Source organism: Sphingomonas mesophila, assembly GCF_003499275.1.
GTDB classification, from domain to species: domain Bacteria; phylum Pseudomonadota; class Alphaproteobacteria; order Sphingomonadales; family Sphingomonadaceae; genus Sphingomicrobium; species Sphingomicrobium mesophilum.
Genome location: NZ_QWDF01000001.1, coordinates 194,165 through 220,882 on the forward strand (window position 1 = coordinate 194,165; position 26,718 = coordinate 220,882).

The following is a 26,718-nucleotide window of genomic DNA, read 5'->3' on the forward strand; positions in this document are numbered from 1 at the left end:
CGGCCTGCCATGCGTGACGAGCAACAGGCCCGCTTCCTGGCCGAGCAAGCGGTGGAGCAGGCGGTCGCGGCCGGGGCCGACGCCGCCGATGCGATCTATGCCGGTGGTCGCTCGACCTCGGTCCAGGTGCGCAACGGCGAGCTCGAGGACGTCAAGCGCTCCGAGCATGAGGCGGTCGGCGTACGGCTGTTCGTTGGCCAGCGCAGCGCGACGGCTTCCACCTCGGACTTCGCGTCGGAGGCGTTGGGCGAGCTGGTCGCGCGGGCACTGGAAATGGCGCGCGAGGCGCCAGAGGACTCGTATGCCGGACTTGCCCCGGCCGAGCTGCTGGCTGGCGGGCCGCATCCCGACATCGACGGCTGGGACGCGCACGAGCCCGACATGGCGGCGATGCAGGCGCGCGTGCTCGAGGCGGAAGCGGCGGCGCTCGGCGTGACCGGCGTCGCCAACAGCATGGGCTGCGGCGCGTCGGCGAGCGCTTCGGTCATCGGCCTGGCGACCAGTCACGGCTTTTCCGGCGGCTATCGCTCGACCGGGCACAGCCTGTCGGCCTCCGTCGTCGCCGGCGAAGGCTCGGCGATGCAGCGCGACTATGAATGGAGCGGAGCGCGCCATTTCAACGACCTCGATGATCCGGAGGCGATCGGACGCCGCGCCGGTGAGCGGGCGGCGGCCAGGCTTCAGACCGCGCGCATCGCGCCGGGCCCCATGCCGGTGGTGTTCGAGCCGCGCGTCGCGGCCACACTGCTGGGCCATTTCTCCCCGGCGATTTCCGGTTCGGTGATCGCGCGCAAGTCGAGCTTTCTCCAGGACAAGCTCGGGCAACGGGTGTTCGGGGCAGGGGTCAACATCATCGACGATCCGCTTCGGCCACGCGGGCTCAGAAGCCGGGCATTCGACGGCGAGGGCCTGCCGGTGCGGCGCATGGCGCTGGCCGAGGATGGGGTGCTGACAAGCTGGCTCGCGGAGGCGGCGTCGGCCCGCCAGCTCGGCATTGCGCCGACCGGCCATGCGCATCGCGGGGTCGGCGGAGCGCCCGGGGCGGGACCGTCGAACCTTTATCTCGAAGCAGGCGCGCGCAGCGTCGAAGAGATGCTCGCGGGTTATCCGCGCTTGCTGCTCGTCACCGAACTGATCGGACAGGGGGTCAATGGCGTGACCGGCGACTACTCGCGCGGTGCCGTCGGCTTCCTCTACGAGCGCGGCGAGCGGATCGGAACGGTGAGCGAGATTACCGTCGCGTCGAACCTGCTGGCGATGTTCGCGAGCCTTGAGCCGGCGAGCGACCTCGAGCTCAAGCGCGGGGTCGACAGCCCGAGCGTGCTGGTGCCCGAAATGATGGTCGGCAGCGCTTAGCCAGCGGGTTGCTCTGCGATCTTCGGCAGCCGCAGGCGGGCGATCTCGATTTTGGGGCAATGGTCCATGACGACCTTGAGGCCGGCCGCTTCGGCGCGCTGGGCAGCCGCCTGGTCGATCACGCCCAATTGCATCCACACCGCTTTGGCGCCCGCCGCAATCGCCTGGTCGACGATCTCGCCGGCGGCGTCGGAATTGCGGAAGATGTCGACGATGTCGATCGGCTCGCCGATCTGGCCGAGCTCCCGCCACACAAATTCGCCGTGGACATGCTCGCCGGTAATGCGCGGGTTGACCGGGATCACGCGATAGCCGTGATCCTGCAGGAATTTCATCACCCCGAAGCTGGCGCGCGACGGAGTGTCGCTCGCCCCGACGAGGGCGATGGTGCGGGCGTGGGTCAACAGGTGGGCGATGTCCTCGTCGCGGGTCAGCGGCATGAGTGGCTCCTTTGCCTGACAATACGGCTCAACCGCGTATTTTCTCCAATTGCGCGCGGGCCGCGGCGGCGATTGCGGCGAAGGCCTCGGCCGCTGGACCATCGCCGGCGGCCGGCGGACTGCCCGCATCGGAGGCTTCGCGCAGGCTGGCGGACAGCGGCAGTCGGCCGAGGAATGGGATGTGCATCCGTGCCGCACCTGCCTCGGCGCCGCCTTGGCCGAACGGGTCGCTGACCGTCCCGCACGACGGGCACTGATAGCCCGACATGTTCTCAATCAGCCCGAGGATCGGCACGTCCGTGCGGCGGAACAGATCGACGGCGCGCTCCGCGTCGATCAGCGACAGGTCCTGCGGGGTCGAGACGATCACCGCTCCGGCCGGGCGCGACTTCTGGATCAGCGACAGCTGGACGTCGCCGGTGCCGGGCGGAAGGTCGACCACCACGAGGTCGCGGTCGGCCCAATTGCCCTCGGTCAACTGCGTCAGCGCGCCCGACGCCATCGGCCCGCGCCACGCCAGTGCCTGGCCGGCCGGGACCAGCTGGCCGAGCGACAGCAAGGAGACTCCGAACGGGGTGGCGACCGGCTGAAGCACCTTGTCGATCGCTTCCGGCCGCCGTGGCGCGCCGAGCAGGGTCGGCTGTGACGGGCCGTAGATGTCGGCGTCGATCATCCCGACCTTCAGGCCGCTGCGGGCGAGCGCGACCGCGAGGTTGGCGGCCACGGTCGACTTGCCGACCCCGCCCTTGCCCGAACCGACCGCGACCAGCAGCGGGCCGCTTTTCGCAGCGGTCATCGCCACGCGCACGTCGCGCACTTCGGGGTGGGCAAGGGCCGCCGAGCGAAGGTCGCGCTCGAACGCTGCCCGGCCAGCCTCGTTGAGCCCGCCCACGTCGGCAACGACGGTCAGCACGCCGCCGGCCAGCCTCTGGCTGCGCAGGCGCTCGGCCTGTGGGAAATTGGCGCTGGTCAGGATCGGCTCGGCCATATCGGCGGCGGATAGGCGGGATTTCGACCAGCGCCACTGTTTTTCGCACCCGCGCCTTCCTATAGTGGCTGGCATGAGCTTCCTTTTCGGCTGGGTCGCCCGCTCCCGCGGCCTCTTCGCTGACAACAAGGGCCCGTGGGGATCGCCGCCGTCCGGTGGCGGCGGATCCGACGAGCCGACCCCAGGCCCATGGGGCAAGAACGCGCCGCCGAAGCGGCCGCGCGGCGACGGCCTCGGCGGGGGCGTGTCGAGCCTCGAGGAATTCCTCGAGCGCAACAAGCGCCGCTTCGGCGGCGGCGGCCCCGGTGGTAGTGGCGGCGGCGGTGTTCCGACGATCGGCGACCGCTCGATCTATTTCTGGGCCGCGATCGGCTTCGTGACGCTGTGGCTACTGTTCACCACCTTCCACCGGATCGCTCCCGAAGAGCGCGGCGTGGTGACGATGTTCGGACGCTATCACGCGACGCTCGAGCCCGGCATCGGAATGACCCTGCCGGCGCCAATCAGTAGCGTGCAAAAGGTCAATGTCGCCGAGATCCGCGGAGTCGACGTCGGCTCGGCGACCGAGGAGACGCTGGTGCTCACCGGCGATCAGAATCTCGTCGATATCGCCTATCGCGTGCTGTGGAGCATCCGCGATCCCGAGCAATTCCTGTTCGAATTGCGCACGCCCGAGGACACCATCAGCCAGGTCGCCGAAAGCTCGATGCGGCAGGTGGTGTCGCAGATGTCCTTGAACGACGTGCTCGGCATCCGCCGCGGCGAGATCGAAGCGCGGGTTCGCGACGAAATCCAAAGGACGCTCGAGCGCTATCAAAGCGGGGTGATCATCCGCAACGTGTCGATCCGCCAGGCCGACCCGCCGGGCTCGGTCAACGAGGCGTTCAAGGACGTCACTGCCGCCCAGCAGGACGCCGAGAGCGAGATCAACAAGGCCAACGCCTATGCGCTCCAGCTGCGGCAATTGGCGCAGGGCGAGGCGACCGCCTTCACCAAGGTGTATGAGCAATATACGCTGGCGCCGGACGTCACCCGCAAGCGCATGTATTACGAGACGATGGAGCGGATCCTGCGGAACGTCGAGAAGACCATCGTCGAGACGCCTGGCGTGACGCCCTATCTGCCGATCAACCAGATGCAGCAGCCGCGCGCGCCGCGACCGCAGCAGCAACAGCAGGGAAGCGGGCAATGATCGACTTCGTCCGCGCCCATCCGCTGATGACGGGGCTGCTCTCCTTCCTGTTGCTGTTCACCTTCTTCCAGTCGGTTTCGATCGTCCGCGAGACGCAGCAGGGCGTCGTCACCAGGCTCGGCAAGCCGGTCCGGATCGTCAACCGGTTCGAGACCGGCGAGCGGTTCGGCGAGGCCGGCGCCGGCCTCAACGCCAAGATCCCGTTCGTCGAAAGCATCGTGTGGATCGACAAGCGCGTGCGCGACCTCGACATGGATGCGCAACAGGTGCTCTCGACCGACCAGCGGCGACTCGAGGTCGACGCCTTCGCGCGCTACCGGGTGGTCGATCCGCTGCGCATGTTCATCGCCGCGCGCTCGGAAGATCGGGTCGAGCAGGCGCTCCGTCCGATCCTGGGCTCGCAGCTCCGGAACGAGCTCGGCAAGCGCCCGTTCGCTTCACTGCTGAGCCCCGAGCGCGAGGGCGCGATGGAGAACATCCGCGTCGGCCTCAACCGCATCGCCGAGCAATATGGGGTCGAAATCGTCGACGTCCGGATCAAGAAGGCCGATTTGCCGACCGGCGCCCCGCTCGACAGCCTGTTCGCGCGGATGCGCAGCGCACGCGAGCAGGAGGCGCGATCGATCCGTGCCGAGGGCGCCAAGCGCGCCCAGATCATCCGCGCCGAGGCCGACGCCGAAGCGGCGCAGATCTACGCTGCAAGCTTCGGCCGCGATCCCGAATTCTACGATTTCTACCGCGCCATGCAGTCGTACCAGACGACCTTCCTGGGCGACGGCCGGGGCCAGCCGGCGCCGACCACGATCATCATGTCGCCGGACAATGAATATCTGCGGGAGTTCAACGGCAACCGTTAGTCGATCGACCAAAGAAGGTTCAATTCGCGTTCATGCGCTCGACCTAGCGTCGCCATCAACGTGTAGGCCCGAGCGAGAGGAACATGGTTTTGAAGGAGTCCGGAAAAGTGCGTTACGCCTATGGAGTGGCCACCGCCTTGTTGCTCGGGGGAACTGCCTTCTCGCTGGCCACCGGTGAGGCCGGCGCCCAGGTTGCGCAGAACGCGCCGAGCCAGATTGTGCCGCGCGCCGGAGCGCCCGGAACCTTCGCCGATCTCGCCGCCCGGCTCCAGCCGGCAGTGGTCAATATTTCGACCAAGCAGCGCGTGCCGGTGCGCGCGCAGGCGGATCCGTTCGAAGAATTCTTCCGCCGCTTTGGCGGCCCCGGCGGGCCGCAGGGCCAGAGCCCGGTTCCGCCCGGCGGCGGGCAGGGCGGCGAAGGCGGCCGCACCCGCGAGACCGGATCGCTCGGCTCCGGCTTCATCATCTCGCCTGACGGCTACATCGTCACCAACAACCACCTCATCGTCGGTGCCGGCGGCCAAGGCACGGTCGACACGGTCATCGTCACCATGACCGACAAGCGCGAATATACCGCGCGCATCATCGGCCGCGACGCGCCGTCCGATCTCGCTTTGCTCAAGATCGACGCAAGCAACCTGCCCTATGTGAACTGGGGCGATTCGCAGCGGGTCCGGGTTGGCGACTGGATCGTCGCGATCGGCAATCCCTACGGGCTTGGCGGGACGGTCACCGCCGGGATCATCTCCGCGCTCCACCGTGGGATTACCGGCCAGGGCGCCTACGACCGCTACATCCAGACCGACGCCAGCATCAACATGGGGAACTCCGGCGGTCCGATGTTCGACATGGCCGGCAACGTCATCGGCATCAATTCGGCGCTCATCTCGCCGACCGGGGCGAGCGTCGGCATCGGCCTTGCCATTCCCGCGGAATTGGCCCGGCCGGTAATCGATTCGCTGCGCCGCGGCCAGCGCCCGCAGCGCGGCTATCTCGGTGTCGGCCTCCAGCCGCTCGACGAGAATATCGCCTCGGCGCTGGGCCTGCCCAAGGACCGCGGCGAACTGGTTCGCTCGGTGGTCGAGGGTCAGGCCGCGAGCCGCGCCGGGATCCGCCAGGGCGACGTCATCATTCGCGTCAACGGCCGCGACGTGACCCCCGACGAAACGGTGTCTTACCTGATCGCCAACACGTCGGTCGGTGCGCGGGTGCCGGTCGAGATCATCCGCCAGGGTCGGCGCCAGACGCTGACCGTCGTGGTTGCCCAGCGGCCGACCGAGGAACAGCTCGCGCAGCTGCTCGGCAGCGGCAACAACAATGACGCCCCGGGCAGCACGCCGCCAGTGGCGCAGGGCGCGCAGAGCCTTGGCCTGACGCTCCAGGCGCTGACTCCGGACGCGGCCCGGCGCGGCAACGTTCCGCCGGGCGTTCGCGGCGTACTGATCACCGCGGTCGATTCGGCCAGTCCGGCGGCCGAAGAGGGTATCCGGCCCGGCTATGTCATTTTGTCGGTCAACCAGCTGCCGGTCGCCACCCCGGCCGACGTCGTGGCGGCGGTCGAGACGGCTCGCCGGGCGCGGCGCTCGAGCGTGCTGCTGCTGGTCCGGCTGCCCGACGGCACCGAGGCGTTCGTCGGGATCGATCTGCCGCGCTAGATCAGCGCGCTTGCCCGCGGCGCTCGCCCTAGCCTAGGCTTGCCGCCAGGCTAGGGGAGCGCGGCGGAATGGCGGAGCAAGTGACCAGCATTCTCATCGGCGCAGGGCCGGGCGGCGCGGCGCCGCAGCGGCTCGAGCTGAAGCGCGCCAATCGCCATGGGTTGATCGCCGGAGCGACCGGAACCGGTAAGACCGTCAGCCTGCAGGTGCTGGTCGAGGGCCTGTGCCGGGCCGGCGTGCCGACCTTCGTCGCCGACGTGAAGGGCGATCTCGGCGGGCTGGCGATGCCCGGCGATGCGATGGCCAAGAACCACGCGGCCTTCCAGCAGCGCGCGGCCGACATTGCCCTCACCGACTGGAGCTATGAGGCCTGCCCGGTGCAATTGTGGGACCTGTTCGGCGAGCAGGGCCATCCGGTGCGCACGACGGTCAGCGAGATGGGACCGCTGCTGCTGTCGCGGCTGATGAACCTCAACGAGGTCCAGGAAGGCGTAATGACCATCGCCTTCCACGTCGCCGACAAGGACGGGCTGATGCTGCTCGACCTCGACGATCTGCAGGCGATGCTCGTCAACATCGGCGAGCGGGCCGATGAGCTGACGCTCGAATATGGCAATGTGTCGAAGATGAGCGTCGGCGCGATCCAGCGATCGCTGCTCCAGCTTCGCGCCCAGGGCGGTGATCATTTCTTCGGCGAGCCGGCGCTCGAGCTCGAGGACTTCCTCAAGCTCGATGAGAACGGCCGCGGGGTGGTCAACATCCTCGCCGCCGACCGGTTGATGGCTTCCCCGCGGCTCTATTCGACCTTCCTGCTGTGGCTTTTGAGCGAATTGTTCGAGGCGCTTCCCGAGGTCGGCGACCCCGACAAGCCCAAGCTCGCCTTCTTCTTCGACGAGGCGCATCTCCTCTTCGACGACGCCCCGCCGGCGCTGCTCGAAAAGGTCGAGCAGGTCGTGCGGCTGATCCGCTCCAAGGGCGTCGGCGTTTATTTCATCACCCAGAATCCGATCGACATTCCCGACAAGGTCGCGGGCCAGCTCAGCAACCGGATCCAGCACGCGCTGCGCGCCTTCACCCCGCGCGACGAGGCGGCGGTGAAATCGGCCGCCGAGACCTTTCGGCCCAACCCCAATGTCGATGTCGCCTCGGCGATCACCCAGTTGAAGGTGGGCGAGGCGCTGGTTTCCTTGCTCCAGCCAGATGGCGCGCCCACGCCGGTCGAACGGACCCTGATCCAGCCGCCGCGCTCACGGGTCGGGCCGCTGAGCGCGCAGGAACGGGCGATCATGCTGACTACCGACGCCATCGGCACGCGCTACGATTCCAAGCTCGACCGCGACAGCGCCGAGGAAATCCTCAAGGCCAAGGCCGACGAGGCGGCGGCCGCGGCTGCGGCGTCGAAGGCGGCGAGCGAGCAGGAGAAGCAGGCGGCCGAGGACGCCAAGGTGCGTGCTCGAGAGGAGAAAGAGGCGGCCCGCGTGCGCGCCGCTGAGCAGCGCGAAGCCGACCGCCTGGCGCGCGCGGCCGAGCGTGAGGAAGCCCGCCGCGTGCGCGAAGCCGCCAAGCCCTCCATGACCGACAAGATGATGCAGTCGGCCGGCCGCGCCGTCGCTTCCTCGGTCGGCCGCCAGATCGGCAACCAGTTGCTCCGCGGCATCTTCGGCGGACTGTTGCGTGGCCGCTAAGCGGATCAGTGAGCTCGAGCAGGCCTGGCGCGACGCCTTGTTCGCCAAGGACGAGGCGGCGCTGCGCGACCTCATCCACCCCAAGTTCAAGCTGGTCGGCATTCGCTCGACCGGCACCGTTGGGGTCGGGCTTGAGGACTGGCTCTCGGCGCTTCAGAAAATGGATATCGCCAGCCTCGAGGTGCGCGTGATCGACGCCATCGCCTGTGACTCCGCGATCGTCGCCACGGTCGATGCGCAGTGGAAGGTCCGCTTCATGGGCCACCCGATCGACGAGCGCGTGCTGCTGACCGACGTGTGGATCGAGAATGATGGCAAGTGGCAGGTGGTCCGCCGCCACTCGAGCCCCGTGCCCCCTGGAGTGAATATCGAATGATCCTGTCCCTGCTGTTCGCGCTCGCCGACCCCGCCGCGCTGCCCGGCTTCTACGTCGGCAACCAAATGGAGCTGGCGGCGGCGATCGAGCTCGAGCCCGACGGCCGCTTCGCCTATGCGCTCGATTACGGCGCGGTGTCGGAAACCGCCGAGGGCAGCTGGAAGGTGACCGGCGAGACGGTCGTGCTGACCATCGACAAGAGCCAGGGTGCGGGGCCGGGGCCGAGCCTGGCGAGCACGCCGCTGGCGATCGCGGGGACCACGCTCCGGCTCGAGCGGCACGGCCGGGCGATCCTGTTCCAGCGCGAGGGCGAGCTGGCGGTGCCGCCCAATCGCAACAGCAAGCTCGACAGGAAGTGACCCGCTAGCCGCGCCCGCGATAGGGCGCGACGCCCTGGTCGGGCAGCCACAGGCCGGCCGGCGGCGGACCCGACTGCCAGAAGACGTCGATCGGGATTCCGCCGCGCGGATACCAATAGCCGCCGATGCGCAGCCAGCGCGGTGCCATCTCGTCGGCCAGCCGCTTGCCGATGCCGACGGTGACGTCCTCGTGGAAGCCGGCATGGTTTCGGAAGCTGCCGAGCAACAGCTTGAGGCTCTTGGATTCGACGATCGTCTCGCCCGGCGAATAATCGATCACCAGATGGGCGAAGTCGGGCTGGCCCGTGACCGGGCAGAGCGACGTGAATTCCGGCGCGGCGAAGCGCACCATGTAGAGCTCGCCGGGCCGCGGATTGGGCACATAGTCGAGCGCCGCGACGTCAGGCGAAGCGGGCAGCGCGCTGGTCTTGCCGAGATGCGTGGTTTCCATGGGCCGCGCGCTTAGCATAGACTTCGCCGATGGATGAACTGGTGAGCACCGCCTGGCTGGCGGACAATCTCGGCGCGGACGATCTGGCGGTGGTCGACTGCAGCTTCCACATGAAGATCGACGGGCGCGACGCGGCGGCAGAGTTTCGCGAGCGGCACATCCCCGGCGCACGCTTCCTCGACATCGAGACGGTGGCCGACACGACGAGCCCGCTCCCGCATACGCTCCCAGGCCCTGAACAGTTCGCGGCGGCGATGGAAGCGATCGGGGTCGGCAGCGGCGACCGCATCGTGGTCTACGATCATTCGCCGTATCGAAGCTCGGCGCGCGGCTGGTTCATGCTGCGCCATTTCGGCGCCGAGCGGGTGGCGATCCTCGACGGCGGGCTGGAAAAATGGCTGGCCGAGGGGCGGCCGGTGGAAAGCGGCCCGGAGCGGCCGCGCAGCGCGACCTTCGCGGCAAAGCCGCGCGAGGACGAGTTGATCGAAAAGTCCGCGCTCCTTGCCGGCCCCGGACTGCCGGTAGTCGACGCGCGCGGGCGGACCCGTTTCGAGGGGCAAGTGCCGGAGCCGCGACCGAGCGTGAGGCCGGGGCACATGCCCGGAGCGCGCAACATCCCTTATGCCGACCTCTATCGCGAGGACGGGACGCTCAAGAGCGACGACGAGCTGCGCGCATTGTTTGCGGCGGCCGGGGTCGATCCCGAAGCGCCGTTCGTCGCCACCTGCGGGTCGGGGATCACCGCCAATTCGCTGATCTTCGCCGCACGCCGGCTCGGCGGACGCGGGCAGAAGCTGTACGACGGCAGCTGGTCGGAATGGGGTGCCGATCCCGACACCCCGAAGGCAACCGGCCCGGCCTAGAGGCTGAGGCGCGCGCCCATGCCGTCGAGCGCGTCGCGGATGGTGTCGGCGAGCAGGCGCGCGGCGGCCGGATTGGCGCTCCCGCCGGCCGAGGCCAGCGCGGCGATCGCTTCGAGCCCGGCGGCGGAGGCGGCGACCGCACGTTCCGAGAAATGATCGAGCCGCGGATCGTCGGCGGCGAGCGCAAAGGCGGCGGGCTGGAAGCCGGGCGCTTCGCCGCCGAGCTCGGCGATGACCGCGAGGGCGCGGGCGAGGCCGCCGGCACGAAGCTCGGCGGTCGACGGGCTCAGCGCCTCGGCGCAATCGGGATCGGGCAGGAAGTGGATCATGCGGGCGAGGCTAGCAGGCCGCGCTTAACGAATGATGATCGCCTGCGCCCTCAGGACGCGGGCCGGCCCTCGGAATCGACGTCGCGCAGGATCCAGCCGCGCTGGGGGATGGTCTCGATGAATTCCTGCCCGTCGCTCGCGAGGCGCAGTTTCTTGCGCAGCTTGGAGATGAACACGTCGATGATCTTGGGCTGCGGCTGGTCGTCCGAGCGGCGGTAGAGATGCTTCAGGAGCATCGTGCGCGTAACGACGTTGTTGCGTGCGAACGCGAGCAGCTCAAGCACCCGATATTCCATCTCGGTAATGCCGATCGGGTGGCCGTCGATGCGGATCAGGCGCTGGACGGGATCGACCGCGAGGCGTCCGCCGCACAGCGTCTCGGGCATGTCGGCGCCGCTCGCTTTGAGCTTGGTCAGCAGCTTGGAGGCGGCCTCCTCGCTCTCCTCGGGCGACAGCGAGCCGGGCGCCCCGAGCAGCGCCTGCTGCAATTCGCCGAACGTCGAATGCGCTTCTTCGACGATCCTCAGCCCCTCCTCGAACCGGCGGCGGGCGCGGTCGAGCACCGATTCGAGCTCGGCGAGGCGGGAAGACAGCGATTCGGATGCCATCGGCGTGGGTTCGCTTATTGCGGCGGCTGGGCGGCGGCGTCGGGCGACTGGGTTTCGCCCGCCGCAAGGATCGCGCGCGTCGTATTGCCCTTGTCGACCACTCGCGTCGCGGGATCGCCGGCAACCGAGCGGGCGCCGATCAGCGCGCGGTCCCGGCCGGCCTCCTGGAGCAGCGTCGTTTCGGTCTGCGAGCGCGGGCTCGGGCCGCCGAACAGCGCCTCGATCGCCTGTTGCTGGGCGCTTTCGGTGGTGGTCGACACGGTGCCTGCGACCGGCGGGGTCAGCGTGTAGTCCGGCGGGATCACCAGCGGCGCGTTGCGCGCGACGGCGAACTCGTCGAGCGGGGCCTGCTTGCCCTGGAGGAGCGCGCAGCCGCCGAGCGCGAACGCCGGCAGGACGAGGGCGAGGGGCAGGGCCTTAAGCATGTTCGACACTTTCTTCCTTGGCGGGCTTCACGAATAGCGCGCGCAATAGCAGGACAACGACGCCGATGCTAATCGCGGCGTCGGCGACATTGAAGACCAAAAACGGTCTGAAGTCCCCGAAATGCAGGTCGAGGAAATCGACCACATAGCCGAAGCGGATGCGGTCGACGATATTGCCGAGCGCTCCCCCGAACACCAGCGCCAGCGCGAACTGGTCGCCGCGCGCCTTCTCGCGGGTGATCCAGAAGCCGACCAGGGCAGCGACCAGCGCCGTCCCGCCGACCAGCAGCCAGCGCTGGAAATCGGTCTCGGCCTGGCCGAGCCCGAGGCTGATCCCGCGATTCTCGGTCCAGGTCAGGTTGAAGATCGGCAGCAGCTCGATCTGGAATCGGTCTTTCAGCTGGAGCGGAGAGATGACGATCCACTTGGTGATCTGGTCGACCACGAAAATGGTAAGCGCCGTCAGCCAGGCATGCTTGCGGTCAACCATGCACCATCTCCTCGCAGCGGCCGCACAGCGCGCCGTCCTCGGCGACCTCGGGCAGATGCCGCCAGCAGCGGCCGCATTTGTGGTTATCGGTCTTGCTGACCGCGATCGCCTCGCCGCGGCGGACAGTCGAGGTGATGAACAGCTCGGCAAGCAGCGCCGGATCGGCCTCGCCCGGGGCGGCGACCTCGGCCTCGAGGCTCGATCCGATGACCTTGTCGCGGCGCAGCGGTTCGATCGCCTCCGTCACCTGGGTGCGCAACGCGCGGAGGGCACCCCACTGTTCGTCATCCCAGCGAAGGCTGGGATCCAAGCCAGCCGACGGGGCACCATCGAACGCGTCTGGGCGACCCGCAACGTCCGGCCACTCCAGCAGATGCACGCTCCCCCCGTCGGGGTAACGCGTCCCCCACACCTCCTCGGCGGTGAACACCAGCACCGGGGCGGCGTAGCGGACGAGGGCGTGGAACAGGGTGTCGAGCACGGTGCGATAGGCGCGGCGCTTCAATGTCCCACCGGGCAGCGCCGGGCCGATGTCGCAATAGAGGCAGTCCTTGCGGATATCGAAGTAGAAGGCGCTCAAATCCTCGTTGCAGAAGTCGGCCAGCGCGCGGGTGTAGTCGTTGAAGTCGAACGCCTCTGTTGCGGCGCGCAGCCGCTGGTCGAGCTGGCCGAGCAGGCCGAGCATGTAGCGCTCCAGCTCGGGCATTTCGGCGACCGCGACCCGCTCCTCCTCGCCGAAGCCGTCGAGCGCGCCGAGCAGATAGCGGAAGGTGTTGCGGAGCTTGCGATACTGGTCGGCGACGCCCTTCAGGATCTCGTCGCCGATACGATGGTCCTCGGTGTAGTCGACGCTCAGCGCCCACAGGCGGATGATGTCCGCGCCATAGGTTTCCATGACCTTCAGCGGATCGACCGTGTTGCCGAGGCTCTTGGACATTTTCATGCCCTTGGAATCCATCGTGAAGCCGTGGGTCAGCACCGCCTTGTAAGGCGCCCGGCCGCGCGTTCCGCAGCTTTGCAGCAGCGAAGACTGGAACCAGCCGCGGTGCTGGTCCGAGCCCTCGAGATAGAGATCGGCGGGCCACGCCAGGTCGGGCCATTCGCCGCTCTCGAGCACGAAAGCGTGGGTGCAGCCGCTGTCGAACCACACGTCGAGGATGTCGCGCACCATCTCGTAGTCGGCCGGGTCGCGCTCTGGCCCGAGGAAGGCGGCGGCATTGGCCTCGTCCCACGCGTCGACGCCCTCGGCTCGGACGGCCGCGACGATGCTCGCATTGACCTCCGTGTCGACCAGCGGCTCGCCCGTCTTGCGATCGACGAACAAGGCGATCGGCACCCCCCACGCGCGCTGGCGCGACAGCACCCAGTCGGGCCGCCCCTCGACCATCGACCCGATCCGGTTGCGCCCCTTGTCCGGTACGAAGCGCGTCGCGGCGATGGCGTTGAGGGCGAGATGGCGGAGCGTTCCTCCCCTCCCGCTTACGGGAGGGGCTGGGGGTGGGCCCGCCCCTTCGCCGCGTCGCGGCTCTTCCCCTCCCGCAAGCGGGAGGGGCAGGGCGCCTCCCTCATTCTCCCACCGCGACTTCGCACTGCGCGTGAAGCGATCGGCGGCCAAGGCCCGGTCCATCGCCACGAACCATTGCGGGGTGCAGCGATAGATGACCTTGGCCTTGGAGCGCCACGAATGCGGGTAGCTGTGCTGGTAATCGACCGAAGCCGCGAGCAGCGCCCCGGCGTCGCGCAGGTCGCTGCAGATCGGCCCGTCGGGGGCGTTGAACTTGGGGTTGATGACCGATCCCTGGCCGCCGAGCCACGCCCAGTCCGCGCGATACTTGCCGTCGCCCTCGACCGCGAACACCGGGCCGATGCCGTTGGCCTTGCACAGCTCGAAATCGTCCTCGCCGTGGTCGGGCGCCATGTGCACCAGCCCGGTGCCGCTGTCGGTCGTAACAAACTCGCCGGGGAGGAACGGGCGGGGCGCCGCGAAGAAGCCACCGAGACGGTGCATCGGGTGGCGGGCGATGGTGCCGGCGAGGTTGGAGCCTGTAATCGTGATAACGGGCTTTTGAATGAACAGACCGGGGCCGTCAGGGAGCGCGGCTCTTTTTGCGAGGACCGGAATCAATTCAGAGGCGATTAGAAAATTTCCCAGAAAAATGCTTTCTGGTTGCATAGTTGGGAAGTCTTGCGCCAGTTCAAATGTCTGATCGCCAAGCCGTCGTTTCTTACTAACTCCTACCAGTGAATATTCAATTTCAGGCCCATAGGCGATCGCTTGGTTGACCGGGATCGTCCACGGCGTCGTCGTCCACACCACCGCATGGGCGCCGACCAATTCCTCGATCGGGCTTTCGATGATCTCGAACGCGACGTCGATCTGGGTCGAGGTGATGTCTTCGTACTCGATCTCGGCCTCGGCCAGCGCGGTCTTCTCGACCGGGCTCCACATCACCGGCTTGGCGCCGCGATAGAGCTGGCCGCTTTCCGCGAACTTCATCAGCTCGGCGACGATCGTCGCTTCCGCGTTGAAGTCCATCGTCAAATACGGCTTGTCCCACGCGCCGCCGATTCCGAGCCGCTTGAACTGCTCGCGCTGAACGCCGACCCAATGCGCCGCATAGGCGCGGCATTCGGCGCGGAACTCGCTCGCCGGCACCTCGTCCTTGTTGAGCTTCTTCTTGCGATACTGCTCCTCGATCTTCCACTCGATCGGAAGCCCGTGGCAGTCCCAGCCGGGGACGTAGGGCGCGTCCTTGCCGAGCAGTGACTGGGTGCGCACCACCATGTCCTTCAGCGTCTTGTTGAGCGCATGGCCGATGTGGATGTCGCCGTTGGCGTAGGGCGGGCCGTCGTGGAGGATGAATTTCTCGCGGCCCGAGCGGGCGGCGCGCAGCTGCCGGTAGAGCCCGTCCGCTTCCCAGCGCGCAAGGATCGCCGGCTCCTTCTGCGGAAGGCCGGCCTTCATCGGAAAGTCGGTCTTCGGCAGGAAAACCGTGGCTCGGTAGTCGGGTTTTTCGGACATGGGCGGGCGGGCCTTAGGCGGTCGCCCCACCGGCGGCAAGGATTGCCCGGGCCGCCGCCGCGTCGCGTGCCATTTGCGCCTTCAATTCGTCGAGGCCGGAAAGATCGGCCTCGGGGCGCAAATAGGCGATCAGCGCGGTCTCGATCGTGCGATCGTAGAGATCGCCGGCGAAATCGAACAGATGGACCTCGAGCAGCTCCTTGGGCGGGCTGAACATCGGGCGGATGCCGAGATTGGCGACCCCGGCATGCTCGCTCCCGTCATCGAGCGTCGCGCGCACCGCGTAGATTCCGTAGGCCGGGCGCTGATAGTCGCCGAGCGCGACGTTGGCGGTCGGCCAGCCGAGTTCGCGCCCGCGCCGGTCGCCGCGTTCGACCGTCCCGGCGATGGCGAACGGGCGGGTGAGCAGCCGCGTCGCGACTTCGGGCGCCCCGGCGGCAAGCGCCTCGCGGACCAGGCCCGACGACACCCGCTGGCCGTCGACCAGCACCGCGCCGACCGTCTCGGCGGCGATGCCGTGCTCGGCGCCCATTTCGGCAAGCAAAGCCGCATTACCGCCGCGGCCGTGGCCGAAGGTGAAGTCCTCGCCGGTCACCACGCCCGCCGCGCCGATCCGCTCCGACAGCAGGCCGGCAACGAACTCCTCCGCGGTGGTGGCGGCGAGGTCGGCGTCGAAACGGAACACCAGCATGGCGTCTGCCCCGGCATGGGCGAACAACGTTTCGCGCTGGTCGAGGGTGGTGAGGCGGAACGGCGGCAAGTCCGGACGGAACAACGTTACCGGATGCGGGTCGAAGGTTGCGACGATCACCGGCCGGCGCTCGTGCGCGCCGCGCTGGATCGCTCGGCCGACGACCGCCTGGTGGCCAAGGTGGAAGCCGTCGAAATTGCCGAGCGCGAGGATCGCGCCGCGAAGCTCGGGCGGAACGGGCTGGTCGAGGGTCAGGCGGCGCATGACCTCGTCATTGCGAGGAGCGGAGCGACGAAGCAATCCAGTTTTCGTGGCGGAAGGCTGGATTGCTTCGCTCCGCTCCCAATGGCGCGCTGGCTGCTTGACTCGCGCCGGGCGCGACCATAAATGCACGCCATCCCGTGACACCGGCATACCGGCGGCGCATTCGTGCGCGCGCCGTTTTTCCGTTGTTTGGGGCCCTTGCGACGAGATAGGCCGGAGCCTCTGCCGGCCTGTGGAGCAAAACGGAGAACGAGCAAGCATGGCACGTATTGCCGGGGTCAACATCCCCACCAACAAGCGCGTCGAGATCGCGCTGACCTACATCCACGGCATTGGGCGCACCAAGGCCAAGGAAATCACCGAAAAGCTGAGCATCGCGCCGGAACGCCGGGTCCAGGACCTGACCGACCAGGAAGTGCTTCAGATCCGCGAGACGATCGACGCCGACCACAGCGTCGAGGGTGATCTTCGCCGCCAGACGGCGATGAACATCAAGCGCCTGATGGACCTCGCCTGCTACCGTGGCCTGCGCCACCGCAAGGGCCTTCCGGTCCGCGGCCAGCGCACGCACACCAATGCGCGCACCCGCAAGGGCAAGGCCAAGCCGATCGCCGGTAAAAAGAAGTAAGCCCGGGCCGCGCCCGTCGCGGCCAGCTTCCTTCCAGCTTCTAGGAATTCCCAATGGCACAAGCACCCCAGCGCATCCGCCGCCGCGAGCGCAAGAACATCACCGCCGGCGTCGCCCATGTGAACGCCAGCTTCAACAACACGATGATCACCATCACCGACGCGCAGGGCAATGCGATTGCCTGGTCTTCGGCCGGCATGATGGGCTTCAAGGGCAGCCGCAAGTCGACCCCCTATGCCGCCCAGGTCGCCGCCGAGGACGCTGGCCGGAAAGCCGCCGAACATGGCGTGCGCACGCTCGAGGTCGAGGTCAAGGGCCCCGGCTCGGGCCGCGAAAGCGCGCTTCGTGCGCTTCAGGCGGTCGGCTTCCAGATCACCTCGATCCGCGACGTCACCGCCATTCCGCACAATGGCGTGCGGCCCAGCAAGCGCCGCCGCGTCTAACGGCCGAGCGCCGGTCCCGGCCCTTCGCCGGGATGATCAAACGTTTGAAATCCGGGAGCCGCGGGACGCCGCACCTCCCACTGCCAAGGAAGAAACATGGCCGTCAACGCAAAGAACTGGCAGGAACTGAAGAAGCCCAACGCGCTCGAGAAGAAGGCGCAGATGGGCGATTCGCGCCGTAAGGCGTCGTTCGTCGCCGAGCCGCTCGAGCGCGGCTTCGGGATGACTCTGGGCAACTCGCTGCGCCGCGTGCTGCTCTCCTCGCTTCAGGGCGCCGCCGTTACCTCGATCAAGATCGAGGGCGTGCTGCATGAATTCTCGAGCCTGACCGGGGTACGCGAGGACGTCACCGACATCGTCCTCAACGTCAAGCAGATCGCGCTCCGCATGGAGGGCGAGGGCCCCAAGCGCCTGACCCTCTCGGCGACCGGCCCGGGCGAAGTCACCGCCGGCCAGATCAGCTGCCCGGGCGACATCGAGGTCACCAACCCGAATCTCGTCATCTGCCACCTCGACGAGGGCGCGACGCTCAACATGGAGCTCACCGCCGACATCGGGAAGGGCTATGTCCCGTCGAACGCCAACCGCCCGGCCGACGCGCCGATCGGCCTCATCCCGGTCGACGCCCTCTACTCGCCGGTGCGCCAGGTCGCCTACAAGGTCGAGAACACCCGCGTCGGGCAGGAGCTCGACTATGACAAGCTCACGCTGACGATCGAAACCGACGGCACCGTCCAGCCGGAAGATGCCTTGGCCTATGCCGCGCGAATCCTCCAGGATCAGCTGCAGCTGTTCGTCCACTTCGACGATTCGATGGTTTCGAGCCAGCCGTCGGGCATGATCGGCCAGGCGATGCCGATGTCGAGCGGAAGCGACATGGGCGGCGCCACTACCACCGACACCAACCAGCTCAACCGCTACCTGCTCAAGAAGGTCGACGAGCTCGAACTGTCGGTGCGCAGCGCCAACTGTCTCAAGAACGACAACATCATCTACATCGGCGATCTCGTGCAGAAGACCGAGGCCGAGATGCTTCGGACCCCGAACTTCGGCCGCAAGTCCTTGAACGAGATCAAGGAAGTGCTCGCCTCGATGGGTCTGCGCCTCGGCATGGACATCCCCGGCTGGCCGCCGGAAAACATTGAGGAAATGGCCAAGAAGCTGGAACAAGAGCTTCTCGGTTAATGCTCGTCGCCCCAGCGCAGGCTGGGGCCCATGTCTCTCGCTTGCGAGTAGGCGAACGGCATCGATGCCAGCCTTCACCCGGTGGGTGAGGTTTATCCCGAGCGACGCCGCAGGCGTCGTCGAAGGGCGGGCATGACAAGCAAGGGTTTGGGCGGTGCCCTTTTTCACCGCCTGGCCGGGGTTGCCTGACACGGGCCCCGAACGAACGAAGGATCATTACCCATGCGACATCGCGTCGGACATCGTAAGCTGCAGCGGACCGCTGCCCACCGCACCGCGCTCCTGCGCAACATGGCAGCGGCGCTGATCAAGCACGAGCAGATCACCACCACCCTCGCTAAGGCGCGCGAGCTTCGCCCCTATACCGAGAAGCTGATCACGCTGGCCAAGCGCGGCGGGCTTTCCAACCGCCGCCTGGCGATGAGCCGGCTGATGGACGACACCCAGCTCACCAAGCTGTTCGACGTGCTGAGCGATCGCTATTCGGCGCGCGACGGCGGCTACACAAGGATCATCAAGGCCGGTAACCGCATGAGCGACAATGCCGCGATGGCGATCATCGAACTGGTCGACCGCGACGTCAGCGCCAAGGGCCAAGACAGCGGCCCAGTGATGGCCGACGAGGCCGAAGAGGCGTAAGCCTTCCAAATGTCGTAATTCAGGGGCGTCGCAGGAAACTGCGGCGCCCTTTTGCGTGCCAGTCCTTGCCAAGTGTTGCCAACCTGCATCGCAATACGCGCGAATTTAAGTCGATAAGAAAAGCCGCTTTTGTCGGCAGCGAGCTTCGTTCAGGGTCGGCGCCGATCGGTCTCTCCCGGTCAGGGGGCTTTCTTTATCAGCCTGTGTGCCGCGTTTCCCGCAGCGCCCCCGTGCGTGGTCCGCTGCGGGAGAACGATCGATGAACAAGCTGCTTCTTGCCACCAGCGCGCTGGCGATCGGAATGAGCGCCGCGCCGGCCGCGGCCCAGGAATGCACCGACGACGCCGCTGCCGGCTTTGTGCGTTGCGGCGATGGAGCGACGGTGACCGGAACCGGGACGGTCGTCGTCGGCGACAATGCCACCGCTGCCGGGCTCGCCACCGCGGTCGGACAGTCGGCGACGGCGGCGTTCATCAACGCGACCGTCTACGGCGCCTACGCGGACGCGCTCGGCGCCGGCGCGACCGCCATCGGTCGGGACGCGCAAGCCGGGGAAGGCGGTGTCGCGCTCGGCATGTTCGCCAATGCCGCGTCGTTCTCAACCGCATTGGGCTTCAGCGCGGATACACTCGCAGCCAACTCCATCGCCATCGGTTCCCTGACGACTGCAAGTTTCGTCGACTCGATCGTTATCGGCGATGGTCTGACGTCGGTTGGCGCCGACGCCGCCATTGCCATCGGCACCGACGCCGACGCGCTCGGCACCTATTCAGTTGCGATCGGTCGCAATGCCGACGCCACCGGCGCTGGCGCGGTCGCCTTCGGGCCTGGTTCGCTGGCCGCTGCTCAGCAAAGTGTCGCGATCGGCGAGACCAGCTCGACCAGCGGTCAGTGGAACGTTGCGATCGGCTACCAGTCGCAGGCGACGGCCCAGGGCGCGGTTGCCCTCGGCGCCTTCTCGCGCGCCGATCAGGTCGACACTGTCTCGGTCGGCAATTCGAGCTCGAGCCTGTATCGGCGCATCGTCAATGTCGCCGATGGCATCGATGCCAATGATGCCGCGACCTTGGGCCAGGTCCAGGCGCTGATCTCGGCGGCGCCGAGCGGCGACGAACCGTATGTCGACATCAACAGCACGGGCCCGCTCGCCAGCGCCACCGGGACGGAAACCATTGCCATCGGCGGCGGCTCCACGACCACCGGCAACGATGCAGTCGCGATCGGCCGCAGTTCCAACGCCGTTCTCAGCGCGACAGCAGTCGGCAACTTTGCTCAAGCCACGGGTGACAGCTCGGTGGCACTCGGCAATGACGCGATTGCGAATGCCCTCAATTCGGTGGCCATCGGCAGCTTCGCTTCGTCAGGCGGTTTCGCCAATTCGGTGGCACTTGGCAGTGGCTCCGTGAACACGGCCAGCAACCAGGTTCAGGTCGGCGGCCGCACCATCGCCGGCGTCGCCAACGGATCCATCGCTTCCGGCTCGACCGAAGCGGTCAACGGCGGGCAGCTCTTCAGCGAGCAGCAGGCGCGGGTGGCGGGGGACACCGCGCTTCAGAACCAGATCACGACCTACAGCAACGCCATCACCGCGCTCGACGGGCGGGTTGGCACGCTCGAGGGCAATGTGACGACCTTGCAGGGTCAGGTCAGCGGGCTCGACGGACGCGTGTCGGCGATTGAGAGCGGGCAGACCGCGCAGAACGGCCGGCTCGACGCGCTGGAGAGCAGCGATACCAGCCAGAACAGCCGGCTAACGGCAGTCGAGACCACCAATACCGTGCAGGACGGCCGCCTTACCGCGGTCGAGACGACCAATACCGCTCAGGACAACCGTCTGACGGCAGTCGAGACCACCAACACCGCCCAGGACGGACGTCTCACCGCGGTCGAGGCGACCAACACCGCGCAGGACGGACGTCTCACGGCGGTCGAGACCACCAACACCACGCAGTCGGGCCAGATCGCTGCCCTGCAGACGTCGGACACCGCCCAGAACGGACGCCTGACCGCACTCGAATCGAGCGGGTCGTCGACCTATGTGCGGATCAACGGCGCTGGCGGCGCGACCCCGGTGGCGACCGGATCGGGCGCGATCGCGATCGGTGACAGCGCGGTGGCCAATGGCGCCGACAGCGTCGCGCTCGGCCGCGGCGCGCAGGCACAGTCGGCCGGCGCGGTGTCGATCGGCAAGGGCAATATCGCCACCGGCATCGGCGCGGTGGCGATCGGTGATCCCAACGTCGCGACCGGAGTCGGCGCGGTCGCGCTCGGCAACGACAATATCGCCACCGGCCAAGGCGCGGTCGCGCTCGGCAACCAAAGCCAGGCCCTGACCGAGGGCGCGGTCGCGATCGGCGACTTCGCGCTCGCCAATGGCACTGGCGGCGTGGCGATCGGCAATGGCGCGTCCAACGCCGCGTTCGCCAATTCGGTCGCGATTGGGCAGGGCAGCGTCAACACCGCCGCCAACCAGGTCAACGTCGGCGGCCGGGTGGTCAGCGGAGTCGCCAACGGTGTCGCCGCGAGCGACGCGGTCAACCTCGGCCAGCTCAATGCCGCGACCTCGGGCAGCATCGCCGCGATCAGCGCGCTACAGGGCGACGTCTCCGGGCTACGGGGCGACGTCGACGAACTCTATGAGCTGCGCGGCGAGGACCGCAAGGACATGAAGCAGGGCATCGCCGCGGCGGTCGCCATGGCCCAGCCGTCGATGCCGTCGGAGCCGGGCCGGGTGAGCTATTCGCTCAACGGGTCGATGTTCCGCGGCGAAGTCGGGGTTGGCGGGGCGATGAACTATCGCCTTAACACCGGCGCGCCGATGGCGGTCGGGGTCGGAGTCAGCCACGCCGGCGGCAAGAACACCGCGGTGCGGGTCGGTGTGTCCGGCGAATTCTAGTCCGCGCCACAGGCGAATGGGGCGTCGGCGCGATCCGGCGCCCCATTTCCGTTTCAGCCCGGGACGGTCTTTCCATTAGGCCCGGACATTGACGCGGGTTAAACTTCCGTCCGGCGACTCGGGCTTCGCCTGGGCCGCGCTTGCGCGTGAGGTGGGCATCGGCGCCTCCGCGGGACAGGGGAGGTCAGCATGGCATTCATCCAGGGCACGACCGGCAACGATCCGCTCGTCGGCACCAGCGACCACGATCTGATCAACGGACTTCAGGGCAATGACACCATCAGCGGGGATGACGGCGACGACCTGATCCGTCCCGGCACGGGCGACGACATCGTCGACGGCGGGAGCGGGTATAACCGGATCAGCTATTATGGCGCCGGCGGCGACACCATCGCCAGCGGAGTGACGGTTACGCTGCTGACCCCGGGCATGGCGCAAGCGACCGGCGGGGCGGGCAACGACACGCTGAGCAACATCCAGCATGTCACCGGCTCGATCCATGACGACGTGCTGACCGGCGACGGGGGCGACAATTGGCTGTGGGGCGGGTTCGATCCCGACGCCAACGGCGGGCTCGGCGGGCCGGGCGGCAACGAGATCATCAGCGCCGGCGGCGGCAACGACCTGGTCGAGGTCGGGGCCGGCAATCATGCGCTCGACGGCGGCGCCGACATCGACGCCCTGTCCTTCTTCTCGGCCGAGGTGGGCTCGACCTCAGGGGTGACGTTCAGCCTGGCGCTTCAGGGGGCAGCGCAGGCGACCGGGCAGGGCAATGTCACCGCGAGCGGATTCGAGCGCCTTTCCGGAACCGCCTACGGCGATATGCTGAGCGGCGACGGCGACGTCAATTTCCTCGCGGGCGATCTCGGCGACGACACGCTGCTCGGCGGCGGCGGGGACGACGCGCTTTACGGCGACGGTCGAATCGCGCCGGACACGAACGGCACCGGCTATTCCGGTCCGATCACCATCTACAACGATGTCGCCGCCAGCTTCTCCCTGACGGCGGGCAATGACTGGCTCGACGGTGGCGCCGGAAACGACCTCATCGACGGCGGCGGCGGCAGCGATACGGCCAGCTTCGCGTCCTGGGGCGAGCGGGTGATCGCCTCGCTCAATCCGTCCGGCAACGGGTTTGCGTCCAACGAGGCCGGGACCGAAACCGACACGCTCGTAAGTGTCGAGAATCTCTCCGGCAGCGCATTCAACGATTCGCTCAACGGCAACGATTTTGACAACGTGCTGAGCGGCGAGGGTGGCCACGATCTGCTGTTCGGTCGCGGTGGCGCCGACACGCTGATCGGCGGCGCGGACGACGACTTCCTGCGCGGCAGCGACGGCGACGATATGCTGAACGGCGGGACCGGCTGGGACCGGGTCTCCAATTACCTCGCCGCGCCGACCGTCGGGGTCACCATCAACCTCAACGTCCAGGGGGTGGCGCAGAACACCAATTACGGAATGGATACGCTGATCGGCATCGAGCACGCCTCCGGCACGATCCTCAACGATACGCTGACCGGCGATGCCAACGTCAATTGGTTGTGGGACGGAAGCGACGGGATCGCCGGCGGCGGATCCGGCAATGACACGATCAGCGCCGGCGGCGGCAACGATCTCGTCGAGAGCGGCGGCGGCGACGATCTGCTCGACGGCGGAGCGGGCGTCGATGCCCTGTCGTTCCTCGGCGGACAGAACGAGATCACCGCCGCCGGTATTGTGTTCAGCCTGGCGCTCCAGGGTGGCGCCCAGGCCACCGCCCAGGGCAACATCACCGCCACCGGCTTCGAAAATCTGTCGGGTTCGATCTTTGGCGACGGGCTGACCGGCGACAATGGCGCCAACCTCGTCCTCGGCGATCGCGGCGACGATATCTTGTCCGGCGGCAATGGCGACGACCGGCTTTATGGTGACGGTCGGCTCCACATCGACAGTCACGGCACCGGCGGGTCGGGGCCAATCACGCTGTGGAACGACGTCACGGCACTCGAGGAAATAGCGGGGGGCAACGACACGCTGCTCGGCGGCAAGGGCGATGACCAGCTGTGGGGCGGGCAGGGCAATGACATCCTGACTGGCGATCAGGGTCGCGACACGTTCGCCTTCTCGGCCGATTCGGGCGACGACCGGATCACCGACTTCGGCAACCTCGACACCATCCTCTTCGACGCGCTGAGCGGGGTCGACGATTTCTCCGACCTCATCATCAGCGCGCTCGGCCGCGACACGCTAATCGAATGGGGCACCAGCGATTCCATCACGCTCGACGGAGTCCGGCCTCGCTCGCTCGACTCGTCCGACTTCGTTTTCGAGGGCGCAGCCGCAAGCGCGATGGTCAGCGCGCGCGAAGACGTCGGCGCGGCTTTGGCGCACGGATCGAGCTTCGGTAGCCAGGATCTGGCGGCGGCGCAGATCGCGCTCGACCTGTCGGCAACCGCGCTCCATGCCGGCTAGCGCGGCCTGCCAACCTGAACGAACGGTCACGCCGCCATTCAGTCGAGATGCAGCCGTAACGGTCGATATGCGTTATCAGACACGTCCCAGTGGGTGGGTGCGTGGATGATGAGGAGTGAGGCCATGAAGGTCGTTTCGAAATTCCTGCTCGGCGGCGCCGGTTTTGCCGCTTTGGCAGCGGTGGCAGCCCCGGCCGCGGCGCAGTACGGTTATCCGCAGCCCGGCTATGGCGGCGGTTACGGCCAGGGCAATGTCCTGGGCACCATCCTCGACACCATCCTCGGTGGCCGCAGCTACGGCGGCGGCGATCGCCGTGCGGTCGAGCAGTGCGTGCGCGCCGTCGAATATCGCATCAACACCCGCGGTTTCGACAATGAACCGGGCCGCTATCGCCAGTATCAGTACGGTTATGGCTACGACAACCAGTACCGCAACTATCAGGGCGCGCGCGTGCTCCAGGTGACCGAAGTGCGCCGCCGCTCGAACGGCGGGCTCAAGGTCATCGGCCTCGCCACCACCGGCCAGCAGGGCGGCTACGGCGCCTATGGCAACCAGGGCTACGGCGGCCAGGGCTACGGCTATGGCGACCCGAACTACGGCTACGGCCAGCAGGGTTATGGCCAGGGCTACGGCCAGTACGGCTATGGCCAGATGCAGGCCGACGCCCGCTTCGACTGTTCGATCGACCGTTACGGGCGGATCACCGACATCGATGCCAAGCGCACGCGCGGTGGCTACGGGTACAATCAGTACCGCCGCTACTAAGCCGATCGCCCGTCACGGGTGACAAGGATGCGCCGGGGCCCTAGGGCTCCGGCGCATTCTTTTTGCCTTCATGCGAGCGCCGAATGACCCCCGCCGACACCATCCTGATCGTCGATTTCGGAAGCCAGGTGACCCAGCTTATCGCCCGGCGGGTGCGCGAGGCCGGGGTCTATTGCGAGATCGCTCCGTTCACCACCGCCGCCGAGACATTCGCGCGGATGAACCCCCGGGGCATCATCCTGTCGGGCTCGCCCGCCGGGGTGCCCGACGAAGGTTCGCCGCGCGCTCCGCAGGCGCTGTTCTACAGCGGGCTGCCGATCCTCGGCATCTGCTACGGCCAGCAGGTCATGAGCCACCAATTGGGCGGCCGGGTCGAGCGCGGCGGCGCCGAGGGCGAGCGTTCGGGCGAGTTCGGCCGCGCCTTCCTCACCGTGACCGAGGAATGCGCCCTGTTCGACGGGCTGTGGGCGGTCGGGACACGCCACCAGGTGTGGATGAGCCACGGCGACAAGGTCACCGATTTCGCGCCCGGCTTCCGCATCGTCGCGACCAGCGACGGCGCGCCGTTCGCGGTCATCGCCGACGAGGCACGCCGCTATTACGGGACGCAATTCCACCCCGAAGTCGCGCACACTCCCGACGGCGCCCGGCTGATCGCCAATTTCGTGCGGCACATCTGCGGCTGTTCGGGCGACTGGACGATGGCCGCCTATCGCGACAGCAAGATCGCCGAGATCCGCGCCCAGGTCGGCGACGGCAAGGTGATCTGCGGCCTGTCCGGCGGAGTCGACAGCGCGGTCGCCGCGGTGCTGATCCACGAGGCGATCGGCGAGCAGTTGACCTGCGTGTTCGTCGACCACGGCCTGATGCGCGCCGGCGAGGCCGAGCAGGTCGTCTCGCTGTTCCGCACCAGCTACAACATCCCGCTGGTCCACGTCGACGCATCCGCCGACTTCCTCGGCGGACTGGCCGGCATCACCGACCCCGAGGCCAAGCGCAAGTTCATCGGCGGCGAATTCATCACCGTGTTCGAGGCCGAGGCCAAGCGCATCGGCGGCGCCGACTTCCTCGCCCAGGGAACGCTCTATCCCGACGTGATCGAAAGCGTCAGCTTCACCGGCGGGCCGAGCGTGACGATCAAGAGCCACCACAATGTCGGCGGCCTGCCCGAGCGGATGAACATGAAGCTGGTCGAGCCCTTACGCGAGCTGTTCAAGGACGAGGTGCGCGAACTCGGCCGCGAACTCGGCCTGCCCGACGCCTTCGTCGGCCGCCACCCGTTCCCCGGCCCCGGCCTCGCCATCCGGATTCCCGGCGAAGTGACCAAGGAGCGCTGCGACATATTGCGCAAGGCCGACGCCATCTACCTCGACGAGATTCGCAGCGCCGGCCTCTACGACGCGATCTGGCAGGCGTTCGCGGTGCTGCTTCCGGTCCGCACCGTCGGCGTGATGGGCGATTCGCGCACCTACGACCACGTCCTCGCCCTGCGCGCGGTGACCAGCGTCGACGGCATGACCGCCGACATCTACCCGTTCGACGCCGCCTTCTTGAGCGCCGTCGCGACCCGCATCATCAACGAGGTCGAAGGCATCAACCGTGTGGTCTACGATTATACGAGCAAGCCTCCGGGAACGATCGAGTGGGAATAAGCGGA

Annotated in this window: 25 protein-coding genes; 16 read left to right on the plus strand and 9 right to left on the minus strand. The window is 67.7% G+C overall.

Annotated features, from left to right (window positions below; all coding sequences use genetic code 11):
- The first annotated feature begins 9 nt into the window (after positions 1 to 9).
- Positions 10 to 1,356, plus strand: coding sequence for a TldD/PmbA family protein (locus tag D0Z60_RS00980; protein WP_118856205.1), 1,347 nt, complete (start codon positions 10 to 12; stop codon positions 1,354 to 1,356).
- Here the strand turns inward: D0Z60_RS00980 and D0Z60_RS00985 are convergent.
- Together D0Z60_RS00985 and D0Z60_RS00990 are read right to left on the minus strand one after the other, a co-directional pair.
- Positions 1,353 to 1,796, minus strand: coding sequence for a CoA-binding protein (locus D0Z60_RS00985; protein ID WP_118856207.1), 444 nt, complete (start codon positions 1,794 to 1,796; stop codon positions 1,353 to 1,355). The two genes, D0Z60_RS00980 and D0Z60_RS00985, sit on opposite strands and share 4 nt — an antisense overlap.
- A gap of 28 nt (positions 1,797 to 1,824) precedes the next feature.
- Positions 1,825 to 2,784, minus strand: coding sequence for a P-loop NTPase (locus tag D0Z60_RS00990; RefSeq protein ID WP_118856209.1), 960 nt, complete (start codon positions 2,782 to 2,784; stop codon positions 1,825 to 1,827).
- A 73-nt stretch (positions 2,785 to 2,857) separates the two neighbouring features.
- Here D0Z60_RS00990 and hflK point away from each other — a divergent pair, with 73 nt between their 5' ends.
- The 6 genes from hflK to D0Z60_RS01020 all read left to right on the plus strand — a co-directional run bounded on the left by hflK (position 2,858) and on the right by D0Z60_RS01020 (position 8,908).
- Positions 2,858 to 3,976 carry an FtsH protease activity modulator HflK gene (gene hflK, locus D0Z60_RS00995; RefSeq protein ID WP_118856211.1) on the plus strand — a complete coding sequence of 373 codons (1,119 nt, stop codon included), beginning with the start codon at positions 2,858 to 2,860 and terminating at the stop codon, positions 3,974 to 3,976.
- Positions 3,973 to 4,833: a protease modulator HflC gene (hflC, locus tag D0Z60_RS01000; RefSeq protein ID WP_118856213.1), complete on the plus strand. Its 861-nt coding sequence runs from the start codon at positions 3,973 to 3,975 to the stop codon at positions 4,831 to 4,833. Before hflK ends, hflC begins: the two co-directional genes overlap by 4 nt.
- 107 nt (positions 4,834 to 4,940) lie before the next feature.
- Positions 4,941 to 6,488, plus strand: coding sequence for a Do family serine endopeptidase (locus D0Z60_RS01005; protein WP_118856215.1), 1,548 nt, complete (start codon positions 4,941 to 4,943; stop codon positions 6,486 to 6,488).
- A gap of 68 nt (positions 6,489 to 6,556) precedes the next feature.
- Positions 6,557 to 8,173: a helicase HerA-like domain-containing protein gene (locus D0Z60_RS01010; RefSeq protein WP_118856217.1), complete on the plus strand. Its 1,617-nt coding sequence runs from the start codon at positions 6,557 to 6,559 to the stop codon at positions 8,171 to 8,173.
- Entirely contained in the window at positions 8,163 to 8,549 is a 387-nt protein-coding gene (locus D0Z60_RS01015) for a nuclear transport factor 2 family protein (RefSeq protein ID WP_118856222.1), read from the plus strand. Before D0Z60_RS01010 ends, D0Z60_RS01015 begins: the two co-directional genes overlap by 11 nt.
- Entirely contained in the window at positions 8,546 to 8,908 is a 363-nt protein-coding gene (locus D0Z60_RS01020) for a hypothetical protein (RefSeq protein WP_118856224.1), read from the plus strand. Before D0Z60_RS01015 ends, D0Z60_RS01020 begins: the two co-directional genes overlap by 4 nt.
- Before the next feature lie 4 nt (positions 8,909 to 8,912).
- On the opposite strand, the gene queF is transcribed toward D0Z60_RS01020, so the two are convergent.
- Entirely contained in the window at positions 8,913 to 9,359 is a 447-nt protein-coding gene (queF, locus tag D0Z60_RS01025) for a preQ(1) synthase (protein ID WP_118856226.1), read from the minus strand.
- Between the two features lie 29 nt (positions 9,360 to 9,388).
- Between queF and sseA the strand changes: the two genes are divergently transcribed.
- Positions 9,389 to 10,222 carry a 3-mercaptopyruvate sulfurtransferase gene (gene sseA, locus D0Z60_RS01030; RefSeq protein ID WP_118856228.1) on the plus strand — a complete coding sequence of 278 codons (834 nt, stop codon included), beginning with the start codon at positions 9,389 to 9,391 and terminating at the stop codon, positions 10,220 to 10,222.
- Here the strand turns inward: sseA and D0Z60_RS01035 are convergent.
- The 6 genes from D0Z60_RS01035 to D0Z60_RS01060 are packed head-to-tail and all read right to left on the minus strand — an operon-like array spanning position 10,219 to position 16,051.
- Positions 10,219 to 10,551, minus strand: a complete 333-nt coding sequence (locus tag D0Z60_RS01035) for a hypothetical protein (RefSeq protein ID WP_118856230.1) — start codon at positions 10,549 to 10,551, stop codon at positions 10,219 to 10,221. The genes sseA and D0Z60_RS01035 overlap by 4 nt on opposite strands.
- Positions 10,552 to 10,601: 50 nt before the next feature.
- Positions 10,602 to 11,159, minus strand: a complete 558-nt coding sequence (locus tag D0Z60_RS01040; RefSeq protein WP_118856232.1) for a winged helix-turn-helix domain-containing protein — start codon at positions 11,157 to 11,159, stop codon at positions 10,602 to 10,604.
- Positions 11,160 to 11,173: 14 nt separating this feature from the next.
- On the minus strand, positions 11,174 to 11,584 hold the full coding sequence (locus D0Z60_RS01045) for a DUF3035 domain-containing protein (protein ID WP_118856234.1): 411 nt from the start codon (positions 11,582 to 11,584) through the stop codon (positions 11,174 to 11,176).
- Positions 11,577 to 12,074 carry a signal peptidase II gene (lspA, locus tag D0Z60_RS01050; RefSeq protein ID WP_118856236.1) on the minus strand — a complete coding sequence of 166 codons (498 nt, stop codon included), beginning with the start codon at positions 12,072 to 12,074 and terminating at the stop codon, positions 11,577 to 11,579. Before lspA ends, D0Z60_RS01045 begins: the two co-directional genes overlap by 8 nt.
- Positions 12,067 to 15,096, minus strand: coding sequence for an isoleucine--tRNA ligase (ileS, locus tag D0Z60_RS01055; RefSeq protein WP_118856238.1), 3,030 nt, complete (start codon positions 15,094 to 15,096; stop codon positions 12,067 to 12,069). The genes lspA and ileS overlap by 8 nt, the downstream gene beginning before the upstream one ends.
- 13 nt (positions 15,097 to 15,109) lie before the next feature.
- Complete coding sequence (locus tag D0Z60_RS01060) at positions 15,110 to 16,051, minus strand: bifunctional riboflavin kinase/FAD synthetase (protein ID WP_118856240.1); 942 nt, start codon at positions 16,049 to 16,051, stop codon at positions 15,110 to 15,112.
- Positions 16,052 to 16,310: 259 nt separating this feature from the next.
- On the opposite strand from D0Z60_RS01060, the gene rpsM reads away from it, so the two are divergent.
- From rpsM to guaA, 8 genes are all read left to right on the plus strand, one after another.
- A complete protein-coding gene (gene rpsM / locus D0Z60_RS01065; RefSeq protein ID WP_118856242.1) occupies positions 16,311 to 16,679 on the plus strand; it encodes a 30S ribosomal protein S13 in 369 nt (122 codons plus the stop codon).
- A gap of 53 nt (positions 16,680 to 16,732) precedes the next feature.
- Positions 16,733 to 17,122, plus strand: a complete 390-nt coding sequence (gene rpsK, locus D0Z60_RS01070; protein WP_118856244.1) for a 30S ribosomal protein S11 — start codon at positions 16,733 to 16,735, stop codon at positions 17,120 to 17,122.
- 96 nt (positions 17,123 to 17,218) lie between these two features.
- Complete coding sequence (locus D0Z60_RS01075; RefSeq protein WP_118856246.1) at positions 17,219 to 18,307, plus strand: DNA-directed RNA polymerase subunit alpha; 1,089 nt, start codon at positions 17,219 to 17,221, stop codon at positions 18,305 to 18,307.
- A gap of 222 nt (positions 18,308 to 18,529) precedes the next feature.
- The gene (gene rplQ, locus D0Z60_RS01080) at positions 18,530 to 18,946 is read left to right on the plus strand and encodes a 50S ribosomal protein L17 (protein ID WP_118856248.1); all 417 of its coding nucleotides are present in this window, start codon (positions 18,530 to 18,532) and stop codon (positions 18,944 to 18,946) included.
- Between the two features lie 259 nt (positions 18,947 to 19,205).
- Positions 19,206 to 21,842 (plus strand): YadA family autotransporter adhesin, encoded by a 2,637-nt coding sequence (locus D0Z60_RS01085; RefSeq protein ID WP_118856250.1) that lies wholly within the window; start codon positions 19,206 to 19,208, stop codon positions 21,840 to 21,842.
- A 189-nt stretch (positions 21,843 to 22,031) separates the two neighbouring features.
- Positions 22,032 to 24,296: a beta strand repeat-containing protein gene (locus tag D0Z60_RS01090; RefSeq protein WP_118856252.1), complete on the plus strand. Its 2,265-nt coding sequence runs from the start codon at positions 22,032 to 22,034 to the stop codon at positions 24,294 to 24,296.
- Positions 24,297 to 24,419: 123 nt separating this feature from the next.
- Positions 24,420 to 25,061 (plus strand): hypothetical protein, encoded by a 642-nt coding sequence (locus D0Z60_RS01095; protein WP_205421019.1) that lies wholly within the window; start codon positions 24,420 to 24,422, stop codon positions 25,059 to 25,061.
- Positions 25,062 to 25,144: 83 nt separating this feature from the next.
- Positions 25,145 to 26,713 carry a glutamine-hydrolyzing GMP synthase gene (gene guaA, locus D0Z60_RS01100; RefSeq protein WP_118856254.1) on the plus strand — a complete coding sequence of 523 codons (1,569 nt, stop codon included), beginning with the start codon at positions 25,145 to 25,147 and terminating at the stop codon, positions 26,711 to 26,713.
- The last annotated feature ends 5 nt before the right edge of the window (positions 26,714 to 26,718 follow it).